Below are 19,548 nucleotides of genomic sequence, written 5' to 3' on the forward strand. Positions count from 1 at the left end.
TTTTTTATTGTTTATCTGTTAGTGATAATGGCTGTTATCATATCTACTCTTAATATGGATTAGGGTCTATATATATATTTATTTAAACTTGCCCAAATAACATTACGCCATGTATTAATGAAGGGCCTAAGAATACCATAAATAATCCCGCTAAAATCATTGTTAAACTGGCTATAACGCCCTCATCCTCATTGCGCTGACTTGCCCGGGCTGTACCAAAACCGTGTGATGCATTACCAAATGCGATTCCATTTGCAAGATGGGAGCGAATACGAAAAAAAGTCAAGATCATATCCCCTAAAATCATTCCCACCATCCCTGTAATCAAAGTAAACAATGAAACTAAAGAGGAAGATCCGTGAATTTTTTCAGATAAGTCTAACGCAAATGGTGTCGATATTGAACGGGCCATCAAGCTATAGGTCAAGGTCTTATCAAAATGGAATAACACAGCAAATATATATATGCTCAAGACCCCCACTATCATCCCAACAGTTATAGAAGCGGTCAAAGACAAAGCATGTTGACGTATTAAACGACGATACTCATAAATAGGTATAGCAAACGCAACCGTTGCGGGGGCAAGTAACTGCACAATCCAAGCTGTATCCTTCCAATAAGTATCATAAGAGATATTAAAGATAATCATTAATGAAAGCGTTATTACTGGAACCGTGATAGCAGGGTTTAGCCAAGATTTTCGATAGCGCACATAGATTACTTTAGCCATATAATAAGCAGCTAATGTCCAAATGAGACAAAGGATTGAGCAGACATTCATCGTAAATCCTCACGCATTATCATTATTTCTTAGGTTTAATTGGGCTTTATGAATCTGATGTCGATACAATCTACGTTGCAAACGGTGCACCATAATAAAAGTTAATGCTGAGCTTAACATCACCATCGCGGTACTTAAGATAATTGTCAGCATTAATTGCCAGCCCTTACTGATAAATAGCGCCTTGTATTGAAGTATTGACATCATAAGTGGGATAAACATTAATACTAACTCACCCAAAACAAATTTTGCACCCAGTCTGACCCAGTTAACCTTAATAGCACCATTCATTAATAATATCAGCATTAAAAACATTCCTAAGACGCCTGAGGATACGGGTAAATGCAATAATTCAACCAATATCTCAGCACAATACCAGACAGCTGCGATAATAGCGCATTGCATAAGGACATGAAGCCATGATTGGCGATAGAACTTTTGAAGTGTAAGTTTTTTTTCATCTAAAAAAGATAGGGATAAGCGAATATTAGGATTACGCATAATAATTGTTGTTTGTTGATTAGAGACTACTTATTATAAAAATACCATAGCCATAAATTATGAATTATATTTTTATTTTTATTCCCAATTTCTATAATAAATTTCATTATCTTTCCTAACCATGGTTTATTATTCATGATAACTTTGAAACAATTACGCTGCTTTGTGACAGTCGTAAAAACAGGTGGGTTTCTTCAAGCCAGTATTCAACTCAATTTAACCCAACCCACCGTTACCAAATCCATCAGTAACCTTGAAGAATATTTAGGCGTAGCTCTGTTTGATAAGCCGTTGACTCATAGAAAAAAGCGGCTAGTTAATTTAACGGAAATTGGCGAACACCTCTATATTCAAGCAGTGGATATCTTACAAAAGGCAGATAATCTTGAACAAACAGTAGTAGATTATCAGCAATTAATAGGTGGTAAGTTGCGTTTGGGGATTTCACCGTTAGGCAGTGAAATACTAAGCAAAGCTATTTTTAACTTTTACCAAATGCATCCTAGTATAGAAACCTCACTTATCGAAGATGGTGCTGAGTCACTTAAGCAGGCCCTTCTAGAGGGGCAACTTGATGTGGCAACATTGATGAAGCCGATTGACGATGATATTGACTACTTGTCGATATGTTGCTATCCAGTGGTGGTCGTAGCAAATAAGAACCGTATGGGTAAGCAAAAAACCAAGGTAACACTTAAGTCACTATCGAATGCACCCCTAATTTTATTTGCCTCCAATTCATCATTTACTCCGATGATTATAGAAAACTGTCAATCACTAGGTTTTGAACCTAATATTATTTGCCAAACCAATCAGTGGCACTTGCTTCTTGACATGGTAAAACAGGATATGGGCGTGACTCTTTTGCCTCAATATTATACTCAAAAGTTGGATTTAACAGGATTAGTCTGCTTGCCACTAACCCAACCTCAGTTAAAATGGGAGCTTGTCATGGCTTGGCGCCGTCATCGCTTGCTTACACCAAGTATGCGAGCTTGGCTTGATAACATAAGAAAAAATATATAACCAGGCCTTGATAATGCTTTGGCTGAAACAGGGAATAGGTTATACAAAACAGAGGTAATTGAATATTTAAAAGCAGATTGGCAAGGTTTAGCGAATGTACAACTTGCGACATTGAATTGGGTAGATCGGTTCAATAAAAAGCGTATACACAGTGCATTGGGCTATGTATCGCCTTTTGAGTTCGAAAGCGGTATTATTATAGTTTGATCCTGTCAGGCATTGCTACCTGACTCAAGTAAATCGGCCTCCGATAAACTCGGGGCGGTTCAGTATTGCTATAAGCTAAATGACAGTTACACAGAATCTGGAATGGTCTCTAGTAAATTACCATCTTTATCGAATAGGCAATCGACCACAACCAGAGGAGTAGTATCCACGCTATCTTTAGCGTAGTAATGCGTTGTAACTTTGAAATTACCGTTATTTAATAGTCTGTAGTCTGTATTTTTGCGGTTAATCTCCATAGACTTAAGGTTTCTAAGCATAGGTTTTGTCTTTTCTTGGCACTTCGTTAGCAGTGCAATCTTTGATGTTTTGCGAGCTTGTTCGAGTTCAGTCTCTTTTTCTTCATAAAATGAGTTACTGTCGCTTTGAATCCAAATATAAAATGCTGCAAATGTAATAATAGACAATCCTGTCAGCGTCTCTTTTTTCATGATATGACCCGTTTATTAGTAACAGATGAAGATATTTACCAATATACAATCATAGTTCATTAACCCATACAGTACACCACAAAAGTGTTTATTCAATCAATTTACAATTATAACTAATATTCTTATTGGTCTCTGTCATCATTAGGAAAGAGCACAGTCTAAACGCTTTCAACTCATGCTATACCGCTGCTAATTAAGACCACTCTTTTAAAGCAGTCTCAACGAAACTTAAGCGATCTTGACCAAAGAACAACTCATCATTCACAAAGAAACTAGGCGCACCAAATACACCTCGTGCTACAGCTTCCTCAGTAGTTGCTTTCAAACGCTCCTTGACCTCAGTCTCACTAATACGTGCCATAAAATTAGTCACGTCAATGCCTGCTTTGGTCAAAACCTCAGCCACTACTTCTGGTGATTCCATGTTTAGCTTTTCAGACCATAAAGCGTTAAAAATGGCTGCTAAATAAGTCTGGAACTCAGGTTCTTCCAAATAAGCGGTCGCACCTCTCATTAAATGCATCGTATTCAACGGGAAAAATGGATTGAAGTTAAACGGCGCCCCATAAATATTTGAAAAACGCTGAAGATCCTTCAACATATAAGCGCCTTTAGCAGGAACCGCAGCTGGCGACGCATTACCAGTAGCTTGAAAAACAGCACCAAGCAGCATAGGCCGCCAAATGATTTTAGCGTTGGTGCGCTGTGCAATACTCTCTAATTGTGTCCATGCCAAATAACTGGCTGGGCTGCCTACATCAAAGAAAAACTCTACTTTTTTACTCATCTCAAAGTACTCCTGACAAAATATATTAAAAAGTTTCTAAAAGGTCTCTAACCATGGGCGTAGATCAAGCTCATGCGTCCAGCTGTCTCTTGGTTGACAATGCAATTGCCAATACTGCTCAGCGATATGCTCAGGATTTAAAATGCCGTCTTGGTCTTTAAGTGCATAACGCTCAGGAAAGTTGTCACGAATAAAGGCGGTATCAATGGCACCATCAATAATAGGGTGCGCCACATGTATACCTTTTGGCCCTAACTCTCGAGCCATGCTTTGCGCCAAAGCCCGTAAAGCAAATTTAGCGCCAGCAAAAGCAGAAAAACCTTTACTACCTCGTAATGAGGCCGTCGCGCCGGTGAAAATAATCGTTCCCTTTCCACGGGGAATCATTACTTTTGCTGCTTCTCTACCTGTGAGAAATCCAGATAGCGCTGCCATTTCCCATACTTTTCGGTAGACTCTTTCCGTGGTGTCTACAATGGAAAAATGGACGTTCGCACCAATGTTAAATACCACCACTTCAATCGGCCCAATGTCTTGTTCAATACGGGTAAACAGCTCAACCATCTCTTGCTCTACACGCGCATCACAACCAAATGGCCTTGCTATTCCACCAGCGGCTTCAATATCACTGACTAGCGAGCTAAGTTTGTCGACACTCCTTCTGGTCACGCATACGGTAAAACCTTCTCTTGCAAAACGTCTCGCAACAGCGCTGCCGGTGGCATCGCCTGCGCCAATTACAACCGCTACGGGTGCTCTAGACATATCTATTTCCTTATAGGTTCCTTTTTAGAACTAACAAAATATAGCTTCCTTTTCAGAGTCTGTCAAGCTAATCTATTACTCACACATGTAGGAGGTAACATATGCGCTGGGATGAACTTGATAAACAGCCTTGCTCAGTAGCTCGCACTTTGGCAGTCATTGGTGATCGTTGGACGCTAATGATTTTACGTGACTGTTTTTTAGGTGTTAGACGTTTTGATATATTTGAGCAACGCTTAGGCATCACACGTCATGTCTTGTCTGACCGGCTTCGTAAGCTGGTTGAGTATGACGTTCTGAAAAAAATACCGTATCAACAGCAACCACTGCGTGAGGAATATCGATTGACAGAGCGTGGTTTAGATTTGCATTCAATCGTTTTAGCATTGGTTAGCTGGGGAGACAAACACATGGCTGATGAACGGGGTGCGCCGCTGCTACATAGACACAATAAGTGCGGCCAAATAATGCATCCCGTAACGGTATGTTCAGAATGCCATGAACCAATTAATGCACGGGATATTGATGTTGAACTGGGATCTGATTGGATAGGTGAGGACGAGTTTGGTATATGAAGAGAGTGTTCTGCCAAGCGGCTTTGCAGTTGCTGAGATATTGCCATTATTGTCTACTATCTGTTTAACTGCTTGAGCTTTAAAGTAGTTTCTGTAGGCCCTGATTTTTTTATGCATGATAAACGCCTGTTATGATGCTTAGTCTACCAAGTTCATCTCTACGGTCTTTTCAGCATAGCTCAATATCAATATCGGGGTGGCTCATTTGAATAGGCAGATTATTCAATAAAAATCTATCAGGCTTAGCTGCCTGACTCAGAATGTTAAGTCTCCGACCATCTCAGGACAGTTCATTCTTAATGGCCTTTTTAAGAGATCTACTCAAAAATAAGTATTCTAGATTTGATTCTAGATGTTATTCTTAAGGAATGCTTTAAAACCATAACTAACTGCTTGAAAGCAAGGGATAAATAATGTTTCCGTTCTAATTAAATCAGCTTAGTATTATAAGCTTTGGTATTAGAACACTATGCGCTGTCCCCAGCAAAACTAAACTACCGCTATCGCAACAACCCAACTCCCAACTCATCATAACTTATAAAATAGGGCTTAATAAAAGATGGATACCTTAAATATCGTGTATCTCGTAGGAGCAGTATTAATTTTTGCCAGTATTATGGCGAGCACTTTATCAGCACGTTTGGGTGTACCTCTTTTGCTATTATTTTTAGTCGTTGGGATGCTGGCTGGTGAAGAGGGTATCTTGGGTATTGAGTTTTCTCAATATGCAATAGCCAATTTTGTCGGGCAGGCGGCATTGGCTTGTATTTTGCTAGACGGTGGACTGCGTACTTCTTTTAAATCGTTTCGAGTTGGACTAAAACCAGCAATTACGCTAGCTACTTGGGGCGTACTTGCGACCGTAATGATACTGGGTGTGTTCGTCACGTGGCTGCTTGATGTCGATTGGCGCTTTGGGCTATTGCTAGCGGCAATCGTTGGTTCTACCGATGCGGCAGCGGTGTTTTCACTGCTGCGTAATGGCGGTGTTAAGCTTAACGACCGCGTTCAAGCAACTTTGGAGCTTGAGTCTGGCGCCAACGACCCGTTAGCGATTTTATTAGTCACAGGATTAATTGCTTTAAATGTCGACCCCGCTGGGCAGACAGCGCTAGGCTTTTTAGGGCTGCTATTACAGCAGCTTAGCTTTGGTCTAGGAATGGGCTTGTTCTTCGGGTACTTCCTCTCTCGGTTATTACCCAAAATACACTTGGCAGAAGGCATGTATGCCATCTTGATATTATCGGCTGGCTTAGCAGTGTTTGCCGCCACGAATCTACTTGGCGGCAGTGGCTTTTTAGCGGTCTTTATCGCTGGTATTTTGATTGGCAACCATAAGGTACGCTCAACTGAGCATGTCATGCGCGTGATGGACAGCTTTGCGTGGTTGTCGCAAGCGGTGTTATTCGTCGTATTGGGTTTATTGGTCACACCATCGAACGTTCTTGAAGTTTGGCCTTATTCAGTGGCCATTGCTGCCTTTATGATTTTAGTGGCTCGTCCTATTGCAGTCTATACCAGTGTTTTACCTTTTAAGTTTAAAAACAAAGAGATCGGTTTCATCTCTTGGGTTGGCTTACGCGGTGCGGTACCCATTACCCTTGCCATGTTGCCAGTGATTGCAGGGGTAGATAATGCCTTTATGCTATTTGATATTGCTTTTGGTGTGGTAGTTTTATCATTAGTATTACAAGGAACAACCATACCGTTTATGTCCAATCTGTTTAAAGTGCGTATTCCAAACAATAAAGACCCAAAAGAAGAGCATGAGGTTTGGGTGTCAGATAGAGCAAGTATTACGCTATATGAATTTGAAGTAAAGTCAGGCGCCTTTGCGATTGGTCGCCATCCAAGGGACATCTCTACGCGCATCAGCCCTGAGGAAATCCGTGTTTTTGCCTTGGTGCGCGGTCAGCAAATTTTAGCGATTAATGAAGACACCAAGCTTAAATTTGGTGACAGCGTTTGGTATGCCATGAGCGGCAATCATGCCGGTCAGATTGCGGATGTTTTTAATGACACGACCTTAGACCGTAGAGCCATCGATGATTTTTATGGCGATTGGTTATTATCGCCGAATGTCAAGCTTGGGGATGTGCCATTCTTCACCGATAAGATGAAATTCGAGTCTCTGGACGATGGCTTGAACACTAAAAATGAAGGCAGCTCAAAAAATATGTGGGAACAAACGGTCGCTCAGTATGTCAAAGAAAGCTTAAAGATGGCACCCGTATCGGGTGATACGGTGGTGATTAATGAGGAATGGTTACTGGTTATCAAGGATGTTGATGATAATGGAAGACTTAGAGCGATTGGCTTAAAACAACAAGAGCCCAAGCAGCAGTAGCATAGTCTATATCGCTGTTAGACATAACATGAGCTAGTGGCTGAACGGCAAATATCTCAACCATAAGATACTTATCCAATAGAATTAAGCTGCATTATTTAACAGTTAATGTCTAATTTTAAGCGTTCTGATTTATTAACGGAATTACCATTAAAGTTTATGCCAATCTTCAATCGCTTTGTACCCAGTTTCTAGTCCTACATCATAGCTATAACGGATTTTAGCTTTATCTTTAGATAATCGACTCGCCATATTTTTCAAGTCGGGTGGGCAAACTTCTAAAAACTTCTGTGGTGATGCAGAATGTAAAAATTGCACCGCATCATTATAACGTTGGGTTCGTGTTAATAAGCTTTGGGCAAAACCATATCGTTGCTTAGAAAAATATTTAGCCAACAGCTGATCGCCTTTGCGACCTGCTTTATAGTAATTTTGAGGGCGAGTACGTATTACCATTAGCTTAGCAACACGATCTTGTTGAGCGGCCCAATGCACAGGCAAAGCATCAGCTACACCACCATCGAAATAAGGTTCGCCAAATATCTCGACCGCTTGTCGAGTTAACACTGGAATAGAACTTGATGCTCTTAATCCATCCAAAATATTGTCTTTACAGGCTTTAATATAGTTAGCTTCACCTGAAATAGCATGTGTTAGCACCATGTAAAACTCAGCATGACTGGCAAATAATTGTGCCTGATTTAGTGGATGCTCTTGTTCCACCACGTCCCACATCCACTTTAGATCCAGTAAGTCCCCACCTTTAAGGAAACGACCATAATGGATAAATTCAGGTCGAAGTGAATGATCTAAGTAAATTTGCAGGGTGCGACCTTGTTGCGCAGCTAAATAGTTAGCAACGTTCGTTGAGCCTGAGGACACCCCCACACAAAGATCAAAAGGATTAAATTGTTGTTGTAAAAATGCGTCTAAGACGCCACTGGTAAATGCGCCACGCATTCCACCACCTTCAACTACTAGTGCTTGTCGATGTTGTTTAAGCATTGAAAACCTCGAATTTTTGTGAATACCACCTTTTTAACTCAACCATTACATAGAGCAATTAAGTGAAGCGCCTCGAGTATATCGGAGGCTGATACTTTTCCAAAAAACCATCTTAAACTATCTAGCTCCAAATTTTACTCATTCAAGTAAAACTCAGCCATCCCGTCGAGCCTAGCCTTCACCTCTTTCCAGTTCGGCATTACTTGCGTTAATAGGCGCCAAAAGTTCTCGCTATGATTATGCTCAGCTATATGACACAGCTCATGCAATATCACGTAATCAATGCACTCCTTTGGGGCTTTTATTAAATGAGGATTTAATATTAAATTGCCTTTAATTGAGCAGCTCCCCCATTGCTTTTTCATAGTCATTAACTTTATTGAAGGACTACTATCAACCCATGAGGCCTTATGCAGCAAGGCTTCAAGCCTCTCTCTAGAGACCGACGTAAATTTATCTTTATACCATTTATCAATCAAGCTTTTCACGAGAACTGCTTGTTTTTCAGAGTCTAATTCAGAATCAATTTGAGACAATTCTACATTCAACTTACCGCGACTAAGCTTCACAGTGCTGTTTATTCTATCGTTAGTTTTTGCATCTGTTATCACTTTTAACACATAACGACGACCCAGATAAAACTGGGTTTCACCGCTGACATATCGTTTGGGTAATACATGGTCTTTTTGCTTGGCAAAGTCTTGTAGGCTTTGCCATATCCAACGAGCACGCTTCATCATCGCATCGTATATCACCTCATCGGTAGCATCGACAGGTGCGGTGGCAACCACACGCTGATCAGGATGTACTTTGATCACAACTTTGCGAGGCTTGGTCTTCTTAGCAATCAGCTTATCGCTTTCAGGCTTATTTTTTACTTCTTTACGCACAATTTCATAATCAATTTTATCCTGACCATAATAAAAGTCACCGTTCTCAGTCATTGCCTACTACCCTCTTGCTGCTCTTAGGCTACTTATCTCTCGAAAGCCCAAGACGGGTAATCTTTAGTACCTCTTCGATGAGCTGTTGCGCTTTATCGATACCCAAATCCATAAATAACATCGGCAGCAATTTGACACTGATAGCATTCTCGATTTCTGCTGGATTAATAGAATACTCAGCCACTGCTGTCTTAACTATTTTATCAATCTCAAAAGCGTAGGTGACCAGCTTGTCATTATCTAGCTCTTTATCCACTAAAAAGTCCGCGTCAAATAAATGCTTAAACAAACCAAAATAAGCCTGAGCATGCTTATTTAATTTACCATTATCATCGATAAACGCATTCGGCACATCAGCAACAGCACGGTCTTTTACTGCTTGCTCAAAGTCAGCAAACATCATGTACTGCTTTACAGGTGCATCAAACATTGCCTTGGCATCAGCAATCGCTTGCTTAAGTAGTTTAGAGAAGTACTCTTGTGCATAAGGATCATCAGCCAAATCTTGCTCAATCATCTTAGTGACACGACCAGTGATTTTATCGGTTTGGTTGCGTGCTTCATTATCACTGAGTGCTTCGGGCTTAACATTCTTACCTAAGTTGCCGACCAAGTAAGCACCTTTTGCTTCGCGAACTTCAAGGCCTGCGATATGCTTATCAAGCAAGCTGCGAATATCTGCTTCATATTCATCATAGTCGATGGTTTCATCTGCATCTTCACGGACTTGCTTACGTAGGTTAATAAAGGCTTTTAAATCCTGCTTATAGCGATCACGTTTGTTATCAAATGAGGTGTCCTCAAAGAAAGACGCCGATTGCAACGCAATTTTCATAGCGTTAGAAAATGCGGTCAAGGCAGCATAAAAGTCGTCACGCTCTTTAAGCCTGGTATCGACTACTCTGCCGTCGATCTCTTGCATCTTTGGCGCCAGCACCTGCCTTAATGCTTGTCCGTCTTGCTTGTTTTTTACCGATGAGAAGATCGCCCACAACTCGCTATGCAATCTTGGTAGCTGCTTATACTCGGTATCCATAGCGTTATATAGACCTTTAAGGTCTTCGATATCAAAGCCGCCTTGCGTACGTTCTGCTAAGTCTTGATACTTCTCAATAGTGATATCCAGCTCTTTTAAGATGCCACGATAATCAATCAGATAACCAAAGCGTTTTTTCTCATGCAAGCGGTTCACACGCGCAATTGCCTGAATAAGATTGTGCTGCTTTAATGGTTTATCTATATATAGCACAGTGTTCTTGGGCTCATCAAAGCCCGTCAATAGCTTATCGACGACGATCATAATGTCAGGACCATCGTCCTGACTGAAGGCTTCTATAATGGCTTTGGTGTACGCTTTTTCATCACCGCCGTACTCTTTGGCGACATTATCTTGCCACCAGTTTTGTACGATGTCTTTTGATTCGCCATCGACGGTGTCATGCCCCTCACGAGTGTCAGGCGGTGACATGGCAACCACAGAGGTCACTTTGCCAATCTTATCCAAAGCGATCTTATAGCGGATAGCTGAGGCTTTAGAATCACAAGCCAATTGACCTTTTAGGTGCTGCTGTTTAAAGTTTTGAAAGTGATCAGAGATGTCATGAGCGATCAGCTCAATACGTCCTTCAACCTGATAGATTTGACCTTTTTGGGAGAACTTACGTTTTAGGTCGGTTTTTTGATCATTGGTGAGCTTTTGGGTAATACGATCAAACCATGCATCGATGGCTTGATCGTTGGTATTCAGCTCAGGGATACGCTCTTCGTAGAGCAATGGGGTGACGGTTTTATCTTTTACCGCTTGCTGCATGGTATAAGAGTGAATGATGCTACCAAATTTGTTTTCGGTCTTGTCATCCTTGAGCAATGGCGTACCCGTAAAGGCAATAAAAGCAGCGTTTGGCAAGGCTTGTGCCATGCGAATATTATTCTCACCGTTTTGGCTACGATGACCTTCATCGACCATGACGATGATGTTTGGACTGTCGTTATAACATTCATCATACTTAACGGCTGAACCAAACTTATTAATAATGGAGAAAATAACGCGTTCGTTACCGTGCCCAATTTGCTGCGCTAGACGGCGACCAGAAGTTGCCATCGCATCCGTTTTGTCGCGATCACTAAGCACACCACCAGAAGCAAAGGTTTTACTAAGCTGAGTTTCTAGATCGACACGGTCAGTGACGATGATGACACGGCACTTGGCGAGATCCTCTAACCAAATAAGTGCTTTGGAGAAAAACACCATCGTAAAAGACTTACCACTACCTGTGGTATGCCAAATTACCCCACCTTGCCGACTACCCGACTTACCATCAGAGCCGTCAAAAGTGCTGATACGCTCAATCAGGGCCTTAATGCCAAAGACTTGCTGATAACGAGCAACAATTTTGCCAGCCTTTTTATCAAACAAGGTAAACATGCGCGTCATCTCAAGCAAACGCTCAGGCTGCAAAAGACTGATGATTAAGCGGTCTTGGTCGGTGACGACTAAATCACCACCATCAACTAGTGACTGATACTCCTCTTTAATAGAGGTAGGACGATCACCAAACAAATTCTCAATTTGCTTAGGACTGAGCGCTTGGTTCTTTAAACGATGAAACTCAGGCTCAGAGATCTCTTCTTCCACCCATTTTGCCCAAAACTTCTCAGGCGTACCGCAAGTGGCATACAGACCGTCATTGCCATTAACTGCTAGCAATAACTGGCTATAGGCAAATAGATGCGGTATTTGTTTTTGACCTTGATTACGGATATGCTGGGACACTGCTTGGGCATTGGTAGATTGCCACTCTCTACTGGAGTCAGGGCGTTTGGCTTCGATGACTGCCAGCGGTAGACCATTCACAAAGCAAACAACATCAGGTCTACGGCTACTCGTGCCCTCGCTATTGAGTACGACCAGCTCTTCGGTAACGTGAAAGCTATTATTGTCGATGTTATTCCAATCTATCAGAGCGATGGTTTGCGAGGTTTTTTTACCATCGATGAATTCAGTCACGGTCACGCCATACAGCATGGCGTTATATAGCGCCTCATTTGCTGCCTGTAAGCCTAAGTTCATAGCAGGGTTTAGCTCGTGCATGACCTTATCAATGGCGCTGTTTGATAAAGGATGTGCCTGACCTTCAAATGTAAAGGTTTGCTTGGCTAAAAACGCACGCATAATAGGCAATAGCATCACCTGATTGGTGGCTTTACTTGCAGCCATCTTTGAGCGCATGGCGTTGCATTGATTGGGCGAAATAAACTCGTAGCCCAGCGTTGTGAGTAAGGTTAAGGCAGGGATTTTTGAGCTGAATTCTTCTTGGAAGTTGACTGCATTAATACTCACTAAAAGCCCCTCACACTTTACTTAGATTTTTATTTCTTTTGATCTCGAAACAACAAATACGCTGTCTAAATATAGAATTCAGTTGCTCATTTATTAAAATAGGGCGAAAGTGATTTAAAGATAGGGTATTAATTACCTCTGCTGCTGGGTGTTCGTGAGTATTTTTAGTGCCGTAAGATACAGGACATATTAAAGAATCAAAAGCCTTGAATACGTCTATATTGAAATCGTACTTAGAGCCATGATGAGGTATCTGTATTACACCAATATAATCAATAAACCGTGAATAAACACTACCTAACTGCACTTTGTTTGAATCGCAGTCACCAGTGTAAATACAGCCTGCTTTGTAGGAAGATGAGTAAGTACAATCTAGTTCATCTCCAACAAATTCACTAATTAGTATACAATCTCTACTTCTAATATTAGAGGGGCCTGAGTAAAGCAACATGGAGTTTTCGTTAATTTTGCCACTCAAACTATCATATATGCTTCTGAGCTCTTTACGCGTATTACGATCAGTTGATTTGCATAGTGTATAATTCGAATCATTTTCTAATCTATTAATATTAAAACCTCTAATTTGAAGAGCTTCTAATAACTCCTTCTTACGTTCTGTATCTTTGTGATTATAAGGAACGAAAAACCATTTAGAAGCATTTCCAATTTCCAATGGAGTTCCACTGTTAATCGTAATACTGTTTGAGTTGCTTTGCGAAAAATCTTGTAAATCTATACCTTCATTATCCTCTTCAGTATAGTCCCTGTCACTATCTGACCTTACATAGATGAAATTTGTTGTTGGTCCAAAGAATGACTTAGGGTCATCAATCAACTCTAATATACCCAATGATAAAACTCGATTAAAATTAATAAGTAAGTTCTTTTCTTTTTTTGTAAGCAAAGGAAGTACTACTGTACGAATCGACTTGGTTGAACTTATTAAAGTTGAAATTGTAGATACATGATCCCAATCAAAATGGGAAATAAATAGCACATCTATATCTTCTTCTTTTGAGAATGCTGTGCTAACGACTGACTGAGCATGTTTAGATTGCTTCCATTCTCCACAATCATAGACTATATTGAAACTCATAGTATTCCCAGAATAAAATACTCCTTGCTTAGTATGACGCTCGGAATAAAATGCTCCTTGTCCTACAGGGTGAAAGGTTCGAGTTATATGAGACCAATGAAAATCAATCATCAACCACCACCCGCTTCTTGCCCGTCAACAACACCTGCATCAACGCCTTTTTCTCTTGCTGTAAATCCGCCAATTGCTGCTCAAGCAACTCGATTTCTTTATCAGCATTGGTTAACACGATGGCGATTTTTTGTTGTTCAATATAAGTCGGAACTTTAATCTTTATAGCTTTAATAATTGTTGCACTTAAATTAGGTTGTCCACCTTGAACCAGTAGTAATGCTTTCAACATTTCAACTTCAAGTAAATAAAACAAAAATAAGTTATGGGATTTTTCTTTTGGCTCTAATGCTAAAATTGCTTGATTCACAGTTGCACCATCTAGCGTATTTAAAGCTACTTTCCCCGCTGTTGCGCCATACATAGCAACAAGAATACTTCCATTCTTAACTATTTTTGCGGAAGAATTTTGGAGTCCTAGCTCTGTTATATATTCATTTACAGAATCAACATATCTATCATTTAATTTCCCAGAAGTAATCCACGGTATATTGCCATTGTAATACTCATCCTTTGTTCTAGAAGGTGTTCCACCTGAAAAGCATTTTGAAGTAGATCCTATACTGACTTCCTCCCACTCACCCTCAAACCGCTGACCCTCATCATCAAGCAGACGCTTTTTACCCGTGAGCAATTGCTGCATCAAGGCTTTTTTCTGCTGGGTACTATTGTCAATCAAACGCTCAGTCATGCTAATCGCTTTATCCCAAGTGGATAGGATTTTGGCGATTTTTTGTTGTTCTGGGAGAGGTGGAATTAAAACTGATATTTCTCTAATTTGAGTAGCTGACAGATTAGCCTGCTTAGTTCCACCAGGCAAAGAATATAATTTTGATAGAAAAATCTCACTTTTTAAAACATTTAGAACAAAACCTTTAGCGTCGCTGTTTCTTGGTTCGATTTTTAAAACGCGTTGATTGAGCAAACAGTCCTGAGTATTTTCAGGAATTTCTACAGCAAAACCATAGTCTCTTTTACCCATTGTTCCAGTCATTGACATAACTAAATCACCTGACTGTAGCAAAAACCTTTTATATTCAGTGGCGAAGTCATCAGGTAAATATATTGGGCTCCTATCAAGTTGGAACTGATTTTGATATAAATTACCCATTCGTACTAAAGGTATTCCTTTTTTCACAAAGTCATTACTTTTAAACGCATACCCCATGACTGTATCAGCTAAATCTGAGACTAAGCCTTTTTTCCAACCCTTAGGCACCATAACCCAACTCCTTCAAATATCCTGCCATCTCATCCTCTAACAGGTTTAACTCGGCTTTAAGCGCCAAACGCTCAGAACGCACCGCCTCCAAATCAATCTCCGCTTCTTCCTCAAACGTATCGACATAGCGTGGAATGTTTAGGTTAAAGTCGTTCTCTTTTATCTCATCAAAGCTGGCTAGATACGCATATTTATCGACGCTTTCCCGCACTTTATAGGTTTCAATGACTTTAGCGATATTGCTATCGGTGAGCTGGTTTTGGTTTTTGCCTGATTTAAACTCGCGGCTGGCATCGATAAACAAAACTTTGTCATCGGTTTTATTCTTTTTAAACAGTAAAATTGCCGCAGGAATACCCGTACCAAAGAACAGCTTTTCGGGTAAGCCAATCACTGTATCGAGCAGGTTTTCTTCGATGAGCTGCTGACGGATTTTGCCTTCACTAGATGCACGGAACAGCACACCATGCGGTACGACCACACCCATGCGACCAGTAGCAGGCTTAAGGGTTTCGATCATATGACTGATAAAGGCATAGTCGCCCTTAGTCTTAGGCGGTACACCGCGATGGAAGCGACCATAGGCATCGCTGCTGGCATCTTCATGACCCCATTTATCTAGTGAAAACGGTGGATTGGCGGTCACCACATCGAACTGCAATAAGCGCTTGCCGTCTTTATCGAGTAGCAGCGGATTACGGATGGTATCGCCCCACTCGATACGGTGGTTGTCCTCACCGTGTAGGAACATATTCATCTTGGCCAGTGCCCATGTCGAGCCAATGGCTTCTTGGCCGTATAGCGCATACTTCTTGGAATTTGAGTTTTTGCGTACCATCGCCCCGCACTTAATGAGTAGCGACCCTGAACCACAAGCAGGATCACAGATTTCATCACCTTCGACAGGCTCAAGAATAGTCGCCAGTAAATTCGATACTTCTGGTGGCGTATAGAATTCACCAGCCGTTGCCCCACTACTAGCTGCAAAGTGCTTAATCAAAAACTCGTACGCATTACCAATAACATCGAGGCTACCAACACGCTCAACGCTTAGGTTCAGAATCTCTTTGCCAAAGTCTTCTAATAAATGGCGTAGAAGCTCATTCTTTTGTTTTTCTTGACCCAATTTATCGGTGTTAAAGCTGATGTCTTGAAAGACATTTTTTAGCTTAGTGCCGTTGGCTTCCTCGATCGCATGTAGCGCTTCATCAATACGCTGACCGTTGCCCGGCTGATGGCGCTGCTCGTATAGATCCCAAAAGCTGGCGCCTTCAGGCAATACAAAACGCTGCTTGGACATCATGGCATGGATCAGTTCTGGGTTGTCGCCAAACTGCTCAACCAGTTTGTTGTACTCATCGCGATAGACGTCTGACAAATACTTTAGGAACAACATAGTTAAGATGAAGTCTTTATAGGTATCGGCGCTAATGACCCCACGGAAGGTGTCACAGGCATTCCATACGGCTTTATTAATATCGTCTTGATTGATTTGGCTGGGCATTTATGGTTCCTAGATACTTTGGAAGGTAAGAGTTTTTATAGTGAGGTAATGATAGCAGGGTCTAGGCTGGTTGACGGATATTAGTGGCTAGAAGTTCAACTCTAGTAGATATTTATATAAATTAATTGAATAAACTAAGGGGCCAAAGCACAAAAATACTTGATAACAATGTGACTATTATGGGTACTGAGAAGATATGTTTAACAGTGTATATGTATAAGTCATTTAATCATGCTTAGGCGGTACGGAATAGGTGCCAACAACATGTGCGACCAAGTCACTAGAGCCCTCTGAATATAAAGAAACTTCGCCTACGATAAGCGTGCGACCTACTTTTAGCAAGCTACACTCAGCAATAATACGTGCTTCTGCTGAGGGTTTACGCAAAAAATTAATGGTCAGGCTTGTCGTCACTGTCAACGGTACAATTCCAATCTTGCCAAGTATAGCTACATAGAGTGCGACATCAGCAATACTCATCAATACAGGACCTGAGACAGTGCCACCAGGACGCAGCTCGTCTATACCGATATCATGTGATAAGGTCGAACCACTATTACCTACTGCTTCAACAATACATTTGGTTTGAGGAAACTCTAACGCTAAAAAGGCAGCTATTTCTTCTTTGGTTGCAGACATACATACTCCTAGAGTCTAATTATTCTTATGACCTAACCGACTTTCTCATCAAAGGTTAGTGGTCTGTTACTATCGTCGAACGTAAGGAGTGGACATTTATTTAAATGAGTTAAAAATCTTATCTAACTTGTAGGATAGCATTACTGAAAAGCAAGACAAATAGAAAGCTTCATTACCATCCTAACCATTTATCTCAAAACTTCACGACAATCATCGTCCTCTGATTCTTACCTGCGCTCAGATTTTTCAATCATCTATTTCTATATCTAAAGTCATCTTTGCAAGGCATCGTTCTATCTGATTAACATAAAAGTTGGCAGTATGATTTATACCAGCATCTATCCCAATACTACTCTAATAATTGATCACTCGCTGACAGCTTGCTGCAAAAAAATTATCACTGCACTGGTAACAGAATGCTTCACCATCATAATATTGATAATAAGTGAAAAAATTATCTTACGAGTATACAATGAGAATCATGCAGACATCTTGGTTAAGGAACCATTGGAGCTGTTTGGCGTGACTATGACAATGCTACACGGTTTAAACAATATGAGTGAAAAATGAGCCTAACTTACTAGAAACAGTTTTTTAGTGATAGTATATGTTTGAAATCAAATAATGACTTAGAAATACTTAGTTACATTTTATTATGAGATAAATCCCAATATCCATCTTGCATTCAATACTTAATAAGTGTTGGTCTAATAGCTGGTCTATAAATACAAACGTAAATATTAATACCTTAAGTATCAATTACCTATAATAGTAGTTGGGCTTCCTCCTTCACCGCCAATCTTATATATCTCCTGCTTTCCCTATCTATCTTAAATACCCATTAATTCCTTTGAAATACAAAGCCTAAAGCTTATATTTAACCTTCAAGACCCACCCTTAAACGCTCGGTAATTTAGGCAACCAAAACACCAATGCCAATAGCGTTGCTAATAACACCGGCGGCGTTATCAGCAGACCGACCTTCATATATTGTCCCCAGCTTATCTTATAGTCTTTTTCTGCCAATACGTGTAACCACAATAACGTCGCCAAACTACCAATAGGCGTGAATTTTGGTCCCAAGTCATTGCCAATAACATTGGCATAAATCATCAACTCTCGAGTAGCAGTGGGCACTTGGGCGCTATCAATTGCCAGCGCGCCTATCAGCGTCGACGGCATATTGTTCATCACAGACGCTACGATGGCGGATAAGAATCCTGTGCCAACCGTCGCAACGAGCGCGCCTTGTTGACCTAACCAATTGAGTATTTGCGCGCCATAGGCAGTAAGTCCTGCATTGCCCAAACCATAAACCACCAAATACATACCAATTGAAAACAACACAATTTGCCACGGGGCTTTCTTAAGAATATTAGTCATAGAAAACTTGGCATCACGTCCACCTTGCCACCAGCGTCCAGCAATCGCCATTAGTATAAGCGCCGCGGCACTCGTCACTACGGAGATAACCAGCCCGAGCGATTCAGTCGCGAAATAAGCGATTAATAATAATGCCAGCAGTGGAAAAGCCGCTCGAAACACCAGCGGGTCTTTGATAGCGGATTGTGGTGAGCTAAGACTTGCCGTTGAGTAGTGTGTAGGAATATGCCGCGCATAAGCAATCCACAATACCAATAGCGTTGCTAGGACAGAGACGATATTTACCGGTACCATCACCGCCGCATAGCGACCAAAACCAATATCAAAATAATTAGCGCTGACGATATTGACCAGATTAGAAGTCACTAATGGCAAACTTGCGGTATCAGCAATAAAACCAGTGGCAATAATAAAAGCTAAAGCAGATTTGGGGGCAAAATCAAGGCGCAGCAGAATAGCAATCACAATTGGCGTCAGCAGTAAGGCCGCGCCATCATTGGCAAAGAAGGCGGAGATAAACGCCCCTAACAGCACAATCATCGGAAACAACAAACGCCCGCGCCCATTGCCAAGCCGAGCGACGTGTAATGCCGCCCAGCCAAAAAATCCCGCTTCATCTAAAATAAGGGAGATAATAATCAGGGCGACAAAGGTAAAAGTGGCATCCCAAACGATATCCCAAACGATACCAACGTCAGACCATTGCACCACACCAAATACCAAGGCAACCAAAGCGCCGCCCATCGCACTCCAACCAATGCCAAGCCCTTTAGGCTGCCAGATGACTAAGACCAAAGTTACGATAAAAATAGCGAATGCGAGCATGAAGTAACCTTAATGGGGCAATTGAAGCAATAATAAAACAA

At 41.1% G+C, this 19,548-nt stretch carries 16 protein-coding genes and 2 pseudogenes; 4 read left to right on the plus strand and 14 right to left on the minus strand.

Annotation, left to right across the window (positions count from 1 at the left end):
* Positions 1-82 precede the first annotated feature (82 nt).
* Positions 83-781 (minus strand): LrgB family protein, encoded by a 699-nt coding sequence (locus JMX50_RS09655; RefSeq protein ID WP_201629365.1) that lies wholly within the window; start codon positions 779-781, stop codon positions 83-85.
* Between the two features lie 9 nt (positions 782-790).
* The gene (locus JMX50_RS09660; RefSeq protein WP_201629366.1) at positions 791-1,282 is read right to left on the minus strand and encodes a CidA/LrgA family protein; all 492 of its coding nucleotides are present in this window, start codon (positions 1,280-1,282) and stop codon (positions 791-793) included.
* Between the two features lie 135 nt (positions 1,283-1,417).
* On the opposite strand from JMX50_RS09660, the gene JMX50_RS09665 reads away from it, so the two are divergent.
* Together JMX50_RS09665 and JMX50_RS09670 are read left to right on the plus strand one after the other, a co-directional pair.
* Positions 1,418-2,308: a LysR family transcriptional regulator gene (locus JMX50_RS09665; protein WP_201629367.1), complete on the plus strand. Its 891-nt coding sequence runs from the start codon at positions 1,418-1,420 to the stop codon at positions 2,306-2,308.
* Between the two features lie 9 nt (positions 2,309-2,317).
* Positions 2,318-2,515, plus strand: a pseudogene (locus JMX50_RS09670) (integrase core domain-containing protein); the annotation flags it as partial.
* An 86-nt stretch (positions 2,516-2,601) separates the two neighbouring features.
* On the opposite strand, the gene JMX50_RS09675 reads toward JMX50_RS09670, so the two are convergent.
* The 3 genes from JMX50_RS09675 to JMX50_RS09685 form a co-directional block, all read right to left on the minus strand.
* Positions 2,602-2,964, minus strand: coding sequence for a hypothetical protein (locus JMX50_RS09675; protein ID WP_201629368.1), 363 nt, complete (start codon positions 2,962-2,964; stop codon positions 2,602-2,604).
* Between the two features lie 193 nt (positions 2,965-3,157).
* The gene (locus JMX50_RS09680; protein WP_201629369.1) at positions 3,158-3,751 is read right to left on the minus strand and encodes a 2-hydroxychromene-2-carboxylate isomerase; all 594 of its coding nucleotides are present in this window, start codon (positions 3,749-3,751) and stop codon (positions 3,158-3,160) included.
* Between the two features lie 36 nt (positions 3,752-3,787).
* Entirely contained in the window at positions 3,788-4,516 is a 729-nt protein-coding gene (locus JMX50_RS09685) for an SDR family oxidoreductase (protein WP_201629370.1), read from the minus strand.
* A 101-nt stretch (positions 4,517-4,617) separates the two neighbouring features.
* Here JMX50_RS09685 and JMX50_RS09690 point away from each other — a divergent pair, with 101 nt between their 5' ends.
* Positions 4,618-5,091: a winged helix-turn-helix transcriptional regulator gene (locus tag JMX50_RS09690; protein ID WP_201629371.1), complete on the plus strand. Its 474-nt coding sequence runs from the start codon at positions 4,618-4,620 to the stop codon at positions 5,089-5,091.
* Here JMX50_RS09690 and JMX50_RS13210 read toward each other — a convergent pair.
* Positions 5,086-5,208, minus strand: a pseudogene (locus tag JMX50_RS13210) (IS3 family transposase); the annotation flags it as partial. The gene JMX50_RS09690 and the pseudogene JMX50_RS13210 overlap by 6 nt on opposite strands.
* A 442-nt stretch (positions 5,209-5,650) precedes the next feature.
* On the opposite strand from JMX50_RS13210, the gene JMX50_RS09695 reads away from it, so the two are divergent.
* Entirely contained in the window at positions 5,651-7,438 is a 1,788-nt protein-coding gene (locus JMX50_RS09695) for a potassium/proton antiporter (protein WP_201629372.1), read from the plus strand.
* A 150-nt stretch (positions 7,439-7,588) separates the two neighbouring features.
* Here JMX50_RS09695 and JMX50_RS09700 read toward each other — a convergent pair whose 3' ends face one another.
* From JMX50_RS09700 to JMX50_RS09735, 8 genes are all read right to left on the minus strand, one after another.
* A complete protein-coding gene (locus JMX50_RS09700; protein WP_201629373.1) occupies positions 7,589-8,443 on the minus strand; it encodes a patatin family protein in 855 nt (284 codons plus the stop codon).
* A gap of 134 nt (positions 8,444-8,577) precedes the next feature.
* Positions 8,578-9,387, minus strand: coding sequence for a M48 family metallopeptidase (locus JMX50_RS09705; protein ID WP_201629374.1), 810 nt, complete (start codon positions 9,385-9,387; stop codon positions 8,578-8,580).
* A gap of 28 nt (positions 9,388-9,415) precedes the next feature.
* Positions 9,416-12,727, minus strand: a complete 3,312-nt coding sequence (locus tag JMX50_RS09710) for a type I restriction endonuclease subunit R (RefSeq protein ID WP_201629375.1) — start codon at positions 12,725-12,727, stop codon at positions 9,416-9,418.
* A gap of 10 nt (positions 12,728-12,737) precedes the next feature.
* A complete protein-coding gene (locus JMX50_RS09715; protein WP_201629376.1) occupies positions 12,738-13,934 on the minus strand; it encodes a hypothetical protein in 1,197 nt (398 codons plus the stop codon).
* A complete protein-coding gene (locus JMX50_RS09720; protein ID WP_201629377.1) occupies positions 13,927-15,156 on the minus strand; it encodes a restriction endonuclease subunit S in 1,230 nt (409 codons plus the stop codon). The genes JMX50_RS09715 and JMX50_RS09720 overlap by 8 nt, the downstream gene beginning before the upstream one ends.
* Positions 15,146-16,660: a type I restriction-modification system subunit M gene (locus tag JMX50_RS09725; RefSeq protein WP_201629378.1), complete on the minus strand. Its 1,515-nt coding sequence runs from the start codon at positions 16,658-16,660 to the stop codon at positions 15,146-15,148. Before JMX50_RS09725 ends, JMX50_RS09720 begins: the two co-directional genes overlap by 11 nt.
* A gap of 225 nt (positions 16,661-16,885) precedes the next feature.
* Complete coding sequence (locus JMX50_RS09730) at positions 16,886-17,299, minus strand: PaaI family thioesterase (protein ID WP_201563775.1); 414 nt, start codon at positions 17,297-17,299, stop codon at positions 16,886-16,888.
* Positions 17,300-18,196: 897 nt separating this feature from the next.
* Positions 18,197-19,507 (minus strand): arsenic transporter, encoded by a 1,311-nt coding sequence (locus tag JMX50_RS09735; protein ID WP_201629379.1) that lies wholly within the window; start codon positions 19,505-19,507, stop codon positions 18,197-18,199.
* Positions 19,508-19,548 lie beyond the last annotated feature (41 nt).

The sequence above is a fragment of the Psychrobacter maritimus genome (assembly GCF_904846345.1).
In the GTDB taxonomy this organism is placed as follows: Bacteria; Pseudomonadota; Gammaproteobacteria; order Pseudomonadales; family Moraxellaceae; genus Psychrobacter; species Psychrobacter maritimus.

Excerpts from the sequence above, each read along its gene's own strand:
- JMX50_RS09655 (WP_201629365.1), bottom strand. The coding sequence starts at position 781 with ATGAATGTCTGCTCAATCCTTTGTCTCATTTGGACATTAGCTGCTTAT.
- JMX50_RS09660 (WP_201629366.1), bottom strand. The coding sequence starts at position 1,282 with ATGCGTAATCCTAATATTCGCTTATCCCTATCTTTTTTAGATGAAAAA.
- JMX50_RS09665 (WP_201629367.1), top strand. The coding sequence starts at position 1,418 with ATGATAACTTTGAAACAATTACGCTGCTTTGTGACAGTCGTAAAAACA.
- JMX50_RS09675 (WP_201629368.1), bottom strand. The coding sequence starts at position 2,964 with ATGAAAAAAGAGACGCTGACAGGATTGTCTATTATTACATTTGCAGCA.
- JMX50_RS09680 (WP_201629369.1), bottom strand. The coding sequence starts at position 3,751 with ATGAGTAAAAAAGTAGAGTTTTTCTTTGATGTAGGCAGCCCAGCCAGT.
- JMX50_RS09685 (WP_201629370.1), bottom strand. The coding sequence starts at position 4,516 with ATGTCTAGAGCACCCGTAGCGGTTGTAATTGGCGCAGGCGATGCCACC.
- JMX50_RS09690 (WP_201629371.1), top strand. The coding sequence starts at position 4,618 with ATGCGCTGGGATGAACTTGATAAACAGCCTTGCTCAGTAGCTCGCACT.
- JMX50_RS09695 (WP_201629372.1), top strand. The coding sequence starts at position 5,651 with ATGGATACCTTAAATATCGTGTATCTCGTAGGAGCAGTATTAATTTTT.
- JMX50_RS09700 (WP_201629373.1), bottom strand. The coding sequence starts at position 8,443 with ATGCTTAAACAACATCGACAAGCACTAGTAGTTGAAGGTGGTGGAATG.
- JMX50_RS09705 (WP_201629374.1), bottom strand. The coding sequence starts at position 9,387 with ATGACTGAGAACGGTGACTTTTATTATGGTCAGGATAAAATTGATTAT.
- JMX50_RS09715 (WP_201629376.1), bottom strand. The coding sequence starts at position 13,934 with ATGATTGATTTTCATTGGTCTCATATAACTCGAACCTTTCACCCTGTA.
- JMX50_RS09720 (WP_201629377.1), bottom strand. The coding sequence starts at position 15,156 with ATGGTGCCTAAGGGTTGGAAAAAAGGCTTAGTCTCAGATTTAGCTGAT.
- JMX50_RS09725 (WP_201629378.1), bottom strand. The coding sequence starts at position 16,660 with ATGCCCAGCCAAATCAATCAAGACGATATTAATAAAGCCGTATGGAAT.
- JMX50_RS09730 (WP_201563775.1), bottom strand. The coding sequence starts at position 17,299 with ATGTCTGCAACCAAAGAAGAAATAGCTGCCTTTTTAGCGTTAGAGTTT.
- JMX50_RS09735 (WP_201629379.1), bottom strand. The coding sequence starts at position 19,507 with ATGCTCGCATTCGCTATTTTTATCGTAACTTTGGTCTTAGTCATCTGG.